12 protein-coding genes and 1 other annotated feature are annotated in these 14300 nt (G+C 33.8%); all 12 genes read left to right on the forward strand.

Annotated elements, in window-relative coordinates:
• Nucleotides 1-208 precede the first annotated feature (208 nt).
• The 12 genes from ACIQ7L_RS15625 (at nt 209) to ACIQ7L_RS15680 (ending at nt 14284) form a co-directional block, all read left to right on the forward strand.
• The gene (locus tag ACIQ7L_RS15625; protein WP_400570592.1) at nt 209-289 is read left to right on the forward strand and encodes a DUF4077 domain-containing protein; all 81 of its coding nucleotides are present in this window, start codon (nt 209-211) and stop codon (nt 287-289) included.
• 98 nt (nt 290-387) lie between these two features.
• Entirely contained in the window at nt 388-783 is a 396-nt protein-coding gene (locus ACIQ7L_RS15630; RefSeq protein ID WP_400570450.1) for an SET domain-containing protein, read from the forward strand.
• A 114-nt stretch (nt 784-897) separates the two neighbouring features.
• Entirely contained in the window at nt 898-1458 is a 561-nt protein-coding gene (locus tag ACIQ7L_RS15635; protein ID WP_400570451.1) for a sigma-70 family RNA polymerase sigma factor, read from the forward strand.
• Nucleotides 1428-2822, forward strand: a complete 1395-nt coding sequence (locus ACIQ7L_RS15640) for a DUF4179 domain-containing protein (protein WP_400570452.1) — start codon at nt 1428-1430, stop codon at nt 2820-2822. The genes ACIQ7L_RS15635 and ACIQ7L_RS15640 overlap by 31 nt, the downstream gene beginning before the upstream one ends.
• 650 nt (nt 2823-3472) lie before the next feature.
• A complete protein-coding gene (gene murB, locus ACIQ7L_RS15645) occupies nt 3473-4390 on the forward strand; it encodes a UDP-N-acetylmuramate dehydrogenase (RefSeq protein ID WP_400570453.1) in 918 nt (305 codons plus the stop codon).
• Nucleotides 4391-4663: 273 nt separating this feature from the next.
• Nucleotides 4664-4885: a binding site (T-box leader), on the forward strand.
• A gap of 81 nt (nt 4886-4966) precedes the next feature.
• The gene (gene tyrS / locus ACIQ7L_RS15650; protein ID WP_400570454.1) at nt 4967-6229 is read left to right on the forward strand and encodes a tyrosine--tRNA ligase; all 1263 of its coding nucleotides are present in this window, start codon (nt 4967-4969) and stop codon (nt 6227-6229) included.
• Nucleotides 6230-6263: 34 nt separating this feature from the next.
• A complete protein-coding gene (locus ACIQ7L_RS15655; RefSeq protein WP_400570455.1) occupies nt 6264-6947 on the forward strand; it encodes a protein rep in 684 nt (227 codons plus the stop codon).
• Between the two features lie 573 nt (nt 6948-7520).
• Nucleotides 7521-8960: a tyrosine-tyramine antiporter gene (tyrP, locus tag ACIQ7L_RS15660; protein WP_335359835.1), complete on the forward strand. Its 1440-nt coding sequence runs from the start codon at nt 7521-7523 to the stop codon at nt 8958-8960.
• A 52-nt stretch (nt 8961-9012) separates the two neighbouring features.
• Complete coding sequence (gene tdc / locus ACIQ7L_RS15665) at nt 9013-10875, forward strand: tyrosine decarboxylase (RefSeq protein ID WP_400570456.1); 1863 nt, start codon at nt 9013-9015, stop codon at nt 10873-10875.
• Between the two features lie 118 nt (nt 10876-10993).
• Nucleotides 10994-11809, forward strand: a complete 816-nt coding sequence (gene pdxK, locus ACIQ7L_RS15670) for a pyridoxine/pyridoxal/pyridoxamine kinase (RefSeq protein ID WP_400570457.1) — start codon at nt 10994-10996, stop codon at nt 11807-11809.
• Nucleotides 11810-12144: 335 nt separating this feature from the next.
• A complete protein-coding gene (nhaC, locus tag ACIQ7L_RS15675) occupies nt 12145-13530 on the forward strand; it encodes a Na+/H+ antiporter NhaC (RefSeq protein WP_400570458.1) in 1386 nt (461 codons plus the stop codon).
• A gap of 460 nt (nt 13531-13990) precedes the next feature.
• Complete coding sequence (locus ACIQ7L_RS15680) at nt 13991-14284, forward strand: YerC/YecD family TrpR-related protein (protein ID WP_000904078.1); 294 nt, start codon at nt 13991-13993, stop codon at nt 14282-14284.
• The last annotated feature ends 16 nt before the right edge of the window (nt 14285-14300 follow it).

Consider the following 14300-nt stretch of genomic DNA (forward strand, 5'->3'; position numbering starts at 1 on the left):
ATAAACTCTCTTTTTTTTAGGTGGGAGAGAGCATCTATTCATGCATAGAAGCGGTCAGGACCTTTCTCTGCCGCATGCGAAGTAAAAACAGAACGAGCAAACGAGTGAAGGTTACTTTTTATTCTGCATAGCAGGGAATTTAGGTGCCCAACAATTAAAATGGATTTATATAAGTATGTGATGAGGAAAGCGAGATTCAGTAAATAGAATGGCTAAAAAATGTTTTTCTCATCTTGAGAAAGAATCACAAAAAAATCATTTGCTCCTTTCTTTGGATATTTTGCAGTAGGTAAGGCCTTTGAATAAAATCAATTGCTTTTCTCTTCATTATCTGTCAATCTTAAGGAGATAAAATACTTCAAAGAAAGAAATGTATAGGTGACGAACATGATTGAAATAAAGGCTTCTACACTTAGTGATGGAGAATTCAATAGGGGAGTATTTGCAACGCGTGATATAAAAAAAGGAGAGCTTCTACATGAAGCGCCAGTTATCTCTTATCCGAATGAGGAACATCAATTTATAGAGAAAACGTTACTTGCTGACTACGCATTTGAGTATGGCATAAATCATTCTGCAATCCTTTTAGGATACGGTATGCTGTTTAACCATGCTTATAAACCGAATGCGACGTATGAAATTAACTTTGATAACCATACATTTGAATTTTATGCTTACAAGGACATAAAAGCAGGAGAAGAGATACTCATCAATTATAATGGTGATGTGGATGATGATGAACTATTATGGTTTGATAGGGAAAAAGAGGAAAACGATAAATAGTATGTGATAGGAAAAGAGCACATTCGATTGGATGTGCTCTTTTGTATGGAACAAAAAAAAATTTGAAACCAAACTTCCCTGCTATCTATCTAATAAATGAAAGGAGGGGATACGATGGATGAAATAAAATTAGTCAAAAAGGCAAGAAAAGGTGACGATGCAGCGTTCGAACAGCTTATTAGTCTATATCAAGACCAGCTATATCGCACTGCTTATCTGTATGTGCAGAATAAAGAAGATGCGCTAGATATTGTGCAAGAAACCGTGTATAAAGCGTACTTATCTATAGAGCAATTAAAGAAGCCAAGCTATTTTTTGACATGGTTGACACGTATTCTTATACATAATGCTTATCAGCTATTAGGTGAAAAGAAAAAAGTGAAGAAGATAGAGGACGGAAGAGAAGCAAATACATATGGTGAGGTACCGAACAAACTACATCAAATTGAACAAAATATTGATTTGCAGGAAGCGATTCAAAGGTTGGATGAAAATTATCAAACGGTAATCATTTTATATTATTATTATGATCTTCCGATTAATCGAATTGCTTGGCAAATGAATATACCGGAGGGAACAGTCAAAACGTATTTGCATCGGGCAAGAAAATCTCTAAAAAAATTATTAGGGGGGAGTGATGAGGATTGGATAAGCAGTGGTTTGATGACGAAGTAAATAAAATTGATGTTCCGAAACAAGAATTGAATCTGGCTATACAAAAAGGTATTGCTAAGGCGAAGGCAGAAAAACCAGTCAAAAAGATATATAAGAAAAGAAAAATTGCTTTGTTAACTGCAGCTTCAATCTGTATAGGGATACTAGGCTCAGGATTTGTATTTCCACAAATGACTCGTGTATTAGCGGAAGTTCCGATTATTGGGAAAATCTATTCGCATTTTCATGATTCAATTGGTCAAAATCTGTCAGCAAGTAAGCTTGTAACTGAACTAAATCAGCAAGCGGTAAGCAATGGAATTAGTGTAACGATGAACAGTGTGTATTATGATGGTGGTAGAATTGGGATTACATTTAAAGTAGATAATCCAGACGAAGTAGAGATAAAGAATACTTTTGCCAATGGTTTTTACTATGACTTTAAACTAGTTGATGGAAGTCCGAAATGGGGGAGGGCAGCTTCATTTGATGGGAAAATCACAAAAGACGGTTGGTTTGGGAATATTCACATTAATTATCCAGAAAAAGAGCTTCCTCAAAATACAACGTTACCCATTACGATTACGTCTATCGGGGACACAAAAGGGGTTTGGAAATTTGATATCCCTGTACAGCAATTAGAAAATAAAATCGTTAACCCTCAGCAATCCGTAAGTAGTGAAGATAAAGAACATACATTTAACTTTGAAAAGATTACAGTTGGAAAAGGATCCGTTGCGATTGACTATAAAGCTATTTATCCACTTATAGGAGAAAATGATTTAGCGAGAATTGGAAAAGTGACTGATGATAAGGGACATGAAATCGATTTTAAAACGTCAGGTATTGAATTTGGTAGAGAAAAGGTTGGGAATCAGATAGAGTCTGATGAACGATCTATTTTTGGAAAAGTTCCAGAGAACGCAGAATTTATCATGCTTTATCCAAATGTGAGATTGTCTGAAAAGCCACCTATTCAGTCTTTAAATCAAAAGACACCATTTGAAATACAAAGTACTCGTAGTGATTTAAAGATTGTCGTGAATAGCATTCAGCATAAAAAACAGAGATTAATTGTGCAATATACACTTCAAAATGTTGATACGAAACATAAATCTACGGACGAATTGATCAATTACGGAGAAGTTATGAATTTAAAGGATTCTTCATATGTGGATAAAGAATTTGCACCAATTGGTCATGTTATAAAGGGCAGCGATGTAAAGGTATTGAATAAGGAGAAATTACAGTTTCAAGCGACATTTAAGTTGGATGGGGAATATGGTGTAAAGAATTTTAGTCTAAAAAATTATGTGCTAGAAGTAGAAATGTCACCATATCATCCTGAAAAACCATTACCGCCAGTTAAAATTCAATTAAAATAATCCAAAAAAGGATGCCCTTAACATATAAGGAGGCATCCTTTTATATTACAAGGGCCTTACAGTTTTGTAATATCTATTTTTGATATGACAAAATATAGACATTCTTATCAGTTTGAAAAGTTCCATCTTTAAACATATTTTTTCACATTGACATGCGATATAATAGAATTTTGTAAAGGAAAAGATTAAGTTTAGTTTTTTTCTATATAAATCCATTTTAATGTTTCGACATCTAAATCCTTGCGATGCAGAATAAAAAGTAACATATACTCGTTTACTCTTTTTGTTTTTACTTCGCATGTGGCGGAAAAAGGCCCTGACCGCTTCTATACATGGCCAGATGCTCTCTCCCACCTGAAAAGAGGGGTTTTATGTCGGTTTTTTAATTGATGTATATATATCTTAAACTTGGCTATATCGGAAAATTTTTGAAGGTAAAGTTTTCTTCTCGATTTTTTGATAAGATAGAGAGAGAAACTATCTTACTAAACTATTCAGGTAATCTATGTGGTGGCCGATTACCTACTTATATAGTGCAGTGAATGAATTTGTAAGCGGAATGGAAGAGAATAAGAGAAATAGTTTTAAGAATGCTGGAACTGTCGAGAGGATAGGCCATTAATTATTAATAGAAATAGAGGAATCATAGAATGAATATGCAGGAAGTATATAAATATTTACGTACAATATTACCTGAAGGACATGTGAAGCAAGATGAAATGCTAAAGGATCATACGCATATAAAAGTAGGAGGAAAAGCAGATGTGTTTGTTATACCTACTACTTATACTGAAATTCAGCAAGTGGTACAGTATGCGAATATAAACAACATTCCAATTACGTTTTTGGGAAATGGCTCTAATGTCATTATAAAAGACGGTGGTATTCGTGGAATCATATTGAGTTTGACTCATATAACGGATATTACTATGAATGGACAAACAATTGTAGCGCAAAGTGGTGCTGCTATTATTGATGTTTCAAGAACGGCGCTAGAGCATTCTTTAATGGGGCTTGAATTTGCTTGTGGTATACCAGGGTCAGTTGGCGGAGCATTATATATGAATGCAGGTGCGTATGGTGGCGAAGTTGCATATGTATTAACAAAAGCGGTTGTTATGACAAAAGAGGGAGAGTTGCTTACTCTTTCAAAAGACGACTTTGATTTCGGATATCGTAAAAGTACATTTGCGAATAACCATTACATTATACTTGAGGCTACATTTGAACTTGAGAAGGGTGTATATGCAGAGATTAAAGAAAAGATGGATGATTTAACGTATAAAAGAGAATCGAAGCAGCCATTAGAATACCCTTCATGCGGTAGTGTCTTCAAGCGTCCGCCTAACCACTTTGCTGGTAAGTTGATTCAAGATTCTGGATTACAAGGAAAGAGAATTGGTGGTGTAGAAGTTTCCGTAAAACATGCTGGGTTTATGGTGAATGTTGATAATGGAACAGCGCAAGACTATATCGATTTAATTCATTTTGTTCAAAAAACTGTTCAAGAGAAATTCGATGTTACGTTAGAAAGAGAAGTAAGAATTATTGGAGAAGATTTAGTATAATTTTTAAAGCAGTAGGTGTTTATTTTAAAAGTTATAAAAGTGTTATTAAAATATTATTTATGGATGTAAGGTTTCAATGAAAGCTGGAATAAATAGAGTATGAACCCTTTCAAACGTTTGATCTTCATAGGATTTTAATTAGTGAAGGATAGGTTTATTCTTCACTTTATTTTTGTGGTATAACAAAAAAGAAAATGTGGATATTTTCAAAACATTTTTCTGTAGAATTGACAATAAAATTTTAATTCACTATAATGACTATAATTTAATATATCAAATACGTTGAAAGAGCCCAGTAGCAGTTTGTCACTGTTATCGAGAAAGCTAGGGGTTGATGGAACCTAGCACAAACAAACTTGTGAATTACACTCTGGAGTATCTTAGGTAATGCTAAGCGGAGTAGCAATCGATACTATTGCTAAGAGTGGCATAAATAGGAGAATGGATACTATTTGTGCAATCTGGGTGGTAACACGGTTAAGAATCGTCCCTATGTCTAGTGTAGACATGGGGACTTTTTTTATTCTTGCTAATTTGAGGTAAGAAAAATTAAAAAACTAAAGGAGCTGGAAAGATATGAACATCATTGATGAATTGGAATGGCGTGACGCCATTAATCAACAAACAGACGCAGAAGGATTACGCAAACTAGTAGAAGAGAAAAAGATTTCCTTGTACTGTGGTGTAGATCCAACTGGTGACAGCATGCATATTGGACATTTGATTCCGTTTATGATGATGAAACGATTCCAATTAGCTGGACATCATCCAGTTATCTTAATTGGTGGAGCAACAGGAACAATTGGGGATCCAAGTGGACGACAAACGGAGCGTCAGCTGCAAACATTAGAACAAGTACAACATAATGTTGACGCATTAACAGCGCAAATGAAAAAATTATTCGACTTTGGCGGCAATAGTGAAGTGAAAATGGTAAATAACTACGACTGGACACATCAAATCAACATTATCGAATTTTTACGTGACTACGGTAAAAACTTTAGTGTAAATAGTATGTTAGCAAAAGATATTGTAGCAAGTCGTTTAGATACTGGTATTTCATTCACAGAATTCACATACCAAATTCTACAATCCATGGACTTCCACCACTTATACAAAGAAGAAGGCGTACAATTACAAATTGGTGGTAGTGACCAATGGGGTAACATTACAAGTGGTTTAGATTTAATTCGCAGATTAGAAGGACCGGAAGCGAAAGTATTTGGCCTAACAATTCCGTTATTATTAAAATCTGATGGGACGAAATTTGGTAAAACAGCAGGAGGAGCAATTTGGTTAGATCCTGAAAAAACAACACCATTTGAATTCTACCAGTTTTGGGTAAACGCTGATGATCGTGATGTAATGAAATACTTGAAATTCTTCACATTCCTAACGAAGGATGTAATCGATGAATTAGCAGTTAAAGTTCAAACAGAACCTCATAAACGTGAAGCGCAAAAAGTATTAGCAGAAGAAATGACGAAATTTGTTCATGGTGAGAATGCATTCTTACAAGCAGTAAAAATCACACAGGCGTTATTTAGTGGAGATATTAAATCATTAACTGCGGATGAAATCGAACAAGGCTTTAAAGATATGCCAACTTTCCAAGCTACAAAGGAAACAAAAAATATCGTTGAATGGTTAGTAGATTTAGGGATTGAACCTTCTAGACGTCAAGCAAGGGAAGATATTAATAATGGAGCAATCTTAATGAATGGAGATAAAGTAACGGATGTAAATACAGATGTTACAGTGGAAAATTCATTTGATGGAAGATTTATTATTATTCGTAAAGGGAAAAAGAATTACAGCTTGGTGAAATTAGGAGAATAAATTCTAATACGGAGTGGAAGCGAGGAATTTAATTATGCTTTCATCTTGGGAAAGATCATTAGAATTAGCATATTTTAATCACCGTGTGATAACAGAAATTAATAAAACACAGCAAGTAAATTGGCTATTGGTAGACTTGGGATTAGAAAATGTAAACGAGGAAGAAATTAATGAGAAGTTAGATCAAATGTTAATTGCCTTCAATCGTCTATGTAAGTATAAGTCTGTAAAACAAGTGCATCTAGGGTATTTTCGGATGCTGGATATTTTGAAAAAAGGAGACAGGTATCATCCGAGAATTCATATTCTTGTTCCAATGATAAAAAGTTATTTTCAAGGGAGATACTATATTAAGCGCGATAGTTGGAGTTCTTTGTGGAGCAGGGCATTAGGAATAGAGCAAGGTTTATATGTGAAGGTAAAAGTAATGAAAGCGAAAGAAGACCGATGTGAAATTCCTCATGAGAAATTGTTAAATTTTCGTGAACAGGAAAGTGAAGCTTCTTTTCAAGAAAGTAAAATAATGACATCTAGACGTTTAATTGGATATAGTAAATTGTTAAAAAATGTAACGGACCAATTGATGGATAGGAATAATTTCCATTTTGATATGGATAAATTCTGTATAGACGATTCAGTTGCAAGTCATGCGTTTATCAATATGCTACAATGGTATCCAGGGCTAAGAGAAGAGGAGAAAAATCCTCTTGTAAAATAACTTTTTAAAAGAAGAGTGAAAAAGTTCACTCTTCTTTTTTGTACTTATTTATTGTTTTGTGTGAATAAAAATACGAAATTATTCATAATTATATATTCTTATTTTATGAATCAAAGGTTTAACGCTTTAGCGGATAAAAGCGTTAAACCTTTGATGCTTTAAATAAAAAGTTTTTAATAAAACTCAATAAAAACTGTTATAACAAGGTTTATTTGGGCGTTGACAAAACAAAAGTGCAGGAGTAAACTGACATCGTAAGTTGATTTGTGTAATTGTTCACAAATTTTATCTTATGTTTTGTTACTAGTTTTTTTAGAGAAGGAATGATTATTTTATGAATATTATTCTGTTGGCTAGTTTGATGGAAAGCGAAGGGATGTATTCTGTAAAATAATAAAACCTTTAAAGAAAAGGAGGATTTAATAGATCTACAAAGTTTAGAGCAGATAGTTTGTTTTAATACCCTAGTTTTCAAAAAATGTATTTCCTTTGAAAATTAGCGTATTAGTTCAGTTCATATATCTGCGGTAATGGATTCTATAAAAATTAAATAAAGGAAAGAAGGATATAGTTATGGCCAAGACAAAAAAATTAACGCTTTTTGGGTTAATTGGTATTACGATGGCATTCTTTGGCACTGTACGTAGTGTACCGACACTAGCTATTACAGGGTGGACGCAAATTTTCTATATGTTAATTGCTGCAGTTGTATTTGCTCTCCCTATTGCACTAATGTCAGCCGAGCTTTCGACAGGATTTCCTGAAGAGGGTGGACCACAAGTTTGGGTTAGAAATGCATTAGGAGAAAAATGGGGATTTGTTACCTCATGGTTATTATGGGTTCAAATGTTTTTCGGGATGGTAATGGTTTCGTCAACTGTTGGTGTTCTACTCGGTTACGTTATTAATAAACCAGAATTATCTTCAAATAACTACTTTATTTTTGCGGTAATTTTAATTTCATACTGGGGTGTGACTTTATTAAACCTTAAGTTTGATATGGTAAAAATCGCAGGCAACTGGGGCGCTGTTATTGGTGTATATATTCCATTTGTTATTCTCGTAGTTCTAGGTGTTATCTATATGATCAAAAATGGAATTCAGCCAAATAGTTACTTAGGGAATTTTAAACCAAGTGATTTAATACCTAATTTAAAAGATTTAGGAAGCTTAGCGTATTTATCAGGGATTATCTTTATTTTTGCGGGGGTAGAGATCTCATCTGTACATGCAAATAATATTGAAAATCCGAAACGCAACTATCCAGTTGCTGTTATCGCTTCTGTTGTTTTACTAGTAATCTTTAATATTATCGCTGGTTTAACAGTTTCTAACGCAGTACCACGCGGTCATTTAGAGTTAGCTAATATTACACAACCATACTTGATTTTCTGTGAAGATTTAGGAATTCCATCTATCTTTGTTAACATCATTTCATTAATGATTTTAATTGGTGTTTTAGTACAGCTAAGTGCATGGGTACTTGGACCAAGTAAATCTATGATTAAAGTGGCAGAGGAAGGGAATTTACCGAAGTTCTTCCAAAAGAGAACAGAGAAAGGTATTCCAATCACGTTTGTAATGATCCAAGCAATCGTTATTTCGTTAGTATCTTTCTTATATGTAGTCGTTCCGGATGTTAATAGTGCATTCTTAATTATTACAATCACAACAACGATTCTATATTGTATCGTATATGCTTTAATTGCGATTTCAGCAATTCGCTTACGTTATAACATGCCTGATGTTAAGAGACCATTTAGATTAGGTAGTAAAGGAAATGGATTAATGTGGTTTATATCTATTGTCTCAATGATAGGTATTGTACTTACGATTATTGTAAGTTTAATTCCACCATCCATTTTAAAACCAAGTCAGTATACTGGTTACGTAGTTTATCAAGTAGCCGCTACAGTAGTTATGATTGGAATTGCTCTTATTATTAACAAATGTAAGAAACCAGAGTGGAAGAAAGAAGATCACACAGAAGAATGTTTAAAACAAGCTAACTAAAATAATAATTCCTTATATTAATATAAATTAATTTAAAATGGAGGAAATGAAAATGAAATACGAAATGCCAGAAATTAATTTAAAAGCGTTATTCTTAGGAGATAAAGGTGAAAATGTAGATTTATTTAAAGAATTATTAGTAAAAATGGTAGATGAGCATGTTGGTTGGAGACAAAACTATATGCCACAAGATTTACCGGTGATTACACCTCAAGATAGAAGCTCTAAAAATTTCCAAGAAACTGCAGATCATATGCGCAGTGTGTTCAATGTATTATCTTCTAAATTACGTACGAACTCTTTACCTTGGCATACTGCTGGCCGTTTCTGGGGACATATGAACTCTGAAACATTAATGCCTTCTATCATCGCTTATACAGCAGCAATGTTATGGAATGGTAATAACGTAGCATATGAATCTTCACCAGGTACTTCTCAAATGGAAGAAGAAGTGGGACATGAATTTGCTGCACTTATGAGCTATAAAAAAGGTGAAAGCTGGGGACATATTTGCGCAGATGGTTCTATTGCTAACCTAGAGGGCTTATGGTATGCACGTAATATGAAATCCTTACCACTTGCGATTAAAGAAGTGGCTCCTGAATTTGTTGCAGGTAAATCTGAATGGGAATTACTGAATATGTCTACAGAAGAAATTCTAGCTATTTTAGATCAAATTCCTGAACAAATTGATGAAATTAAAGCTCACTCTGCACGTAGTGGTAAAAACCTACAAAAATTAGGTAAATGGTTAATTCCACAAACAAAACATTATTCTTGGTTAAAAGCTGCTGATATTATCGGTGTTGGTCTTGATTGTGTAGAGCAAGTAGATGTTGATGACAACTATCGTATGGACATTAATAAATTAGAAGAAAAAATTCGCGAACTAGCAGCTGAGCAAATTCCTGTTCTAGGTGTTGTTGGGGTTATTGGTACAACAGAAGAAGGTCAAATAGATCGCATTGATAAAATGGTAGAACTTCGTGAAAAATTAGCAGAAGAAGGCATCTATTTCTACATTCACGTAGACGCTGCTTATGGTGGTTATGCTCGTTCTATTTTCTTAGATGAAAATAACGAATTTATCGAATGGGACCAAATCGAAGAAGTGTACGCAAAACACAACATTTTCACTGAAAAATGTGAATGGTTAACAAAAGAAGTTTATCATTCATTTAAAGCAATGAACCAAGCAGAAACAATTACAATTGATCCACACAAAATGGGATATATTCCGTACTCTGCGGGCGGTATTGTTATTAAAGATATTAGAATGCGCGATGTTATTTCTTACTTTGCAACTTATGTATTCGAAAAAGGTGCAGATATTCCAGCATTATTAGGTGCATATATTCTTGAAGGTTCTAAAGCAGGTGCAACTGCAGCTGCAGTTTGGACAGCTCATCAAGTATTACCGTTAAATGTAACTGGTTATGGTAAATTAATTGGTGCAAGTATCGAAGGAGCTTATCGTTTCTATGACTTCTTAAGTGATAAAGAATTTAAAGTTGGCGATAAAACAATTCGTGTGTATCCATTAACAAAACCTGACTTTAACATGGTTGACTACGTATTTAATGAAGAAGGTAATACAGACTTAGAAAAAATGAACAAATTAAATCATGATTTCTTCGATCACGCTTCTTATGTTAAAGGCGGATTATATAATAATGAGTTTATTACATCTCATACTGATTTTGCTACTCCTGACTACGGTAATAGCCCACTTCCATTCGTGAAGAGTCTTGGATTTAGCGAAGGAGAATGGGATCGCGAAGGTAAAGTAACAGTGCTTCGTGCTTGTGCATTATCTCCATATGCTCATGATAAAGATGTATTTGAAGAATATGCTGTTAAGTTAGAAAAAGCAATTCAAGCTAAACTTGAAGCAATCTACAATGAAATGAAATAAGTTTAGTAGAAAACTATTTTAATAGAATGAATGCATAACGTTAAAAATCCGTTATGCATTCATCTTTATATATAATTGATTTTATTGATTTAGGTAAGATCAATTGAGGAGTGAAAACGTGATGGTAAAAAAAGTATTAACGATAGCAGGTTCTGATTCAAGTGGAGGAGCAGGATTACAGGCGGATCTGAAAACATTTGAAGAGTATGGTACGTTTGGCCTAACTGCCCTTACAACAATCGTCACAATGGATCCTGATAATAACTGGCATCATCATGTTCATCCGATTGATAAGGAACTTGTACAAGCGCAATTGAAAACAATTTTTTCCGGCGGCAAATTAGATGCGATGAAAACAGGAATGCTTGGATCTATAGAGATGATTGAGCTCGTAAGTGATGTAATTGAAACATATGGCATGCAAAATGTTGTCATTGACCCGGTTATGGTTTGTAAAGGAGAAAACGAACCACTGCATCCTGAAAATGGACTTGCCATGCGTGATCTTCTTTTACCAAAGGCAACAATTGTCACACCAAATTTATTTGAAGCAGGCCAGTTATCTGGGATGCCAAATGTAAAAACGGTAAATGATATGAAAGAAGCGGCAAAGAAAATTATCGATTTTGGTGCTAAAAATGTTGTAATAAAAGGTGGAAAATCTATAGCAGATCATAAGGCAATCGATTTACTTTATGATGGAACAGATTTTGTACTTTATGAAGTCGAGAAAATTCATACGAATTGCAACCATGGTGCTGGGTGTACTTTTGCAGCAGCAATTACAGCTGGACTAGCTAAAGGACTTTCGGTAAAAGAAGCCGTAGCGAAGGCGAAAGACTTCACGACAGAAGGAATTAAAAGAGGATTTGATTTTAATACATTTGTTGGTCCAGTTTGGCACGGTGCATACAATAAAGCTGAGTTGCGTTAACGGTTATATATTTTTAGGTAAATAAAATTAGGGCATAAACATCCATTGGCATGATTTGTAAGTAATATATACTCATCCAAAGTATTGTTTATGCCCTTTCGTAGTTTATTTCACTATCTTGGATCAGTAAGCCCCCGCCTCAAGATATAGAGAGAAGCGAGGAAGATAGGCAGGGGACGGAAAAAACTCATTGATGAAAGTTTTACTTTATTTCCATTGATTCTTTTTCAATATAGTGTTTAGATATTGAATGTGCAATTGTTCACAAACATTAATAGTAAATGGATGAGTTGATAGAACCCTATAACAATTCAAATGATAAGGAGTTTATGAAAATGAAAAGAGATGTAACACTTAAAGAAAGTATCTTTCTTTTAGTTGTTTTATTAGCAATTATAGGAACTTGTATTATTGGTTTAAGTTTGCCTCCACAAGTGCCTATTTTAATTGCTATAGGAATTGTTGTGCTATTTGCAAGAGTGAAAGGTGTTTCTTGGGATACAATCCATAAAGGGATTCAGAATGGAATTTTACCAGGCCTAATTCCTATTATTATATTTATGTTAATTGGAATTTTAATTAGTGTTTGGATCGCGGCAGGAACAATTCCGACTATCATGATTTATGGATTCCAGATTTTATCCGCAAAATTCTTTTTACCTTCTGTTTTTGTGATATGTGCACTTGTAGGTGTAATGGTAGGTAGCTCATTTACAACCATTTCTACTGTAGGTATTGCATTTTTAGGAATGGGGCAAATGATGGGGTTAAACCCAGCGATGATTGCGGGGGCTATTATATCAGGTGCTTTCTTAGGGAATAATATTTCACCGCTATCTGATACAACGAACTTAGCTGCTGCTATTGCAGAAGTAGATTTATTTGAACATATTCGTAGCATGATGCGGACAATTATTCCAGCCTTTGCTATAACTCTTATCTTTTTTATATTTGTGGGACATGGAGCATCGGTATCGGCGGGAAATGAAATAGAAGAACTGATTCATACACTCCATTCATCTTTTACTATTTCAATCTTTACATTAATTCCAGTACTCGTATTATTTTTGTGTGCAATAAAAAAAGTGCCAGCTATTCCGACATTATTAATGAGTATAACAATGACCATTGTGATTTGTTACATTTACCATCCGCATACTAGCTTTGGCCAAATTGCTGCCCTTATGCAAGATGGATTTGTTTCTAAAACAGGTGTGAAAAATGTAGATTTGCTACTTACACGCGGGGGAATGCAAAGTATGATGTGGTCTGTTTCTCTTATTCTTCTTGCTTTAACACTTGGTGGACTATTAGTAGAAGTAAAAATTATTGAAAAGCTAATTTCCAAAATTTCAAGCATGGTAAGTGCAAAAGGAAATTTAATGTTAATGACTGCACTCAGTTCTATTGGTATTAACATTCTTTTAGGTGAGCAGTATTTGTCAGTGATTTTGCCAGGTGAAGCATTTAAATCACAGTTTGAGGCAATTCATTTAGATCCTAAAAATTTATCAGGAATTTTAGCGAATGCCGGCGCTGCAGTCAATCCATTAGTTCCATGGGGAGTAAGTGGTGTGTTTATTACTGGTACGCTTGGTGTTTCTACATTGCAATATTTGCCATTCACTGTATTTTGTTTAGTAGTTCCAGTCCTTCATGTTATTTTTGGTTTTATAGGGGATGGAAAGCGTCAATTAGGAGAACAAAGAAAAGTTAGTTAACATATTTGTTGGTGAAAAATGTAAATAAAAAAGCTGGTAAATACCAGCTTTTTTTATTTGAAAGCATGTTTTTTTTTTGGGGGGGGACATATTTTAGACAAAAAATAGCCATGAATATGTAATAGTGGTGCCTATCTCAAAAATAAAAAATAGTGATATAATATCTTATGCCCTTTAAAGTGTTAATAAGGTTTAAAAATAAATAAATTTCCTTATTGGATTATTTTTCTAATATATTTTAAGGGTGTGATCTTTAAAGAAACATGTAATAGTGCTATTCATTTTGTGAGAAATTTTATATTTGAGAGTCGATTACGTACAGATTTAGAGTATATGTATTTTATATAGAGGGATATGAAATGGACATATTTAATCCTAGTAGAAGCTAAAATAAACTTTGATGTAAGAAATAAGGTTATTGTGGCGCAGCGACTACTCTAATAAAAATGGAGGTAGGCATATGCTAATAGATAAATTACGTGGAAAAGATCTAGATGAGTTTTTTGAAGTGATTTTAGCATTGGAAACTGTAGATGAGTGTTATAGTTTTTTTGATGATTTATGTACAGTGAATGAGATGAAGACAATATTCCAAAGATTTAAAGTGGCTAAAATGCTCTATAATAACAATACGTATCATGAAATTGAAGAAGAGACAGGAGCTAGTACAGCTACAATTTCCCGTGTGAAAAGATCTTTAAACTATGGGAATGATATGTATGATGTTATTTTTACAAGAATGAAGGAAAAGTAATTTTTTATAGTTGATA

The organism is Bacillus sp. NPDC094106 (assembly GCF_044764345.1).
In the GTDB taxonomy this organism is placed as follows: domain Bacteria; phylum Bacillota; class Bacilli; order Bacillales; family Bacillaceae_G; genus Bacillus_A.

Coding starts and splice junctions, on each gene's coding strand:
- ACIQ7L_RS15625 (WP_400570592.1), top strand. CDS start 209: ATGGCTAAAAAATGTTTTTCTCATCTTGAGAAAGAATCACAAAAAAAT.
- ACIQ7L_RS15630 (WP_400570450.1), top strand. CDS start 388: ATGATTGAAATAAAGGCTTCTACACTTAGTGATGGAGAATTCAATAGG.
- ACIQ7L_RS15635 (WP_400570451.1), top strand. CDS start 898: ATGGATGAAATAAAATTAGTCAAAAAGGCAAGAAAAGGTGACGATGCA.
- murB (WP_400570453.1), top strand. CDS start 3,473: ATGAATATGCAGGAAGTATATAAATATTTACGTACAATATTACCTGAA.
- tyrS (WP_400570454.1), top strand. CDS start 4,967: ATGAACATCATTGATGAATTGGAATGGCGTGACGCCATTAATCAACAA.
- ACIQ7L_RS15655 (WP_400570455.1), top strand. CDS start 6,264: ATGCTTTCATCTTGGGAAAGATCATTAGAATTAGCATATTTTAATCAC.
- tyrP (WP_335359835.1), top strand. CDS start 7,521: ATGGCCAAGACAAAAAAATTAACGCTTTTTGGGTTAATTGGTATTACG.
- tdc (WP_400570456.1), top strand. CDS start 9,013: ATGAAATACGAAATGCCAGAAATTAATTTAAAAGCGTTATTCTTAGGA.
- nhaC (WP_400570458.1), top strand. CDS start 12,145: ATGAAAAGAGATGTAACACTTAAAGAAAGTATCTTTCTTTTAGTTGTT.
- ACIQ7L_RS15680 (WP_000904078.1), top strand. CDS start 13,991: ATGCTAATAGATAAATTACGTGGAAAAGATCTAGATGAGTTTTTTGAA.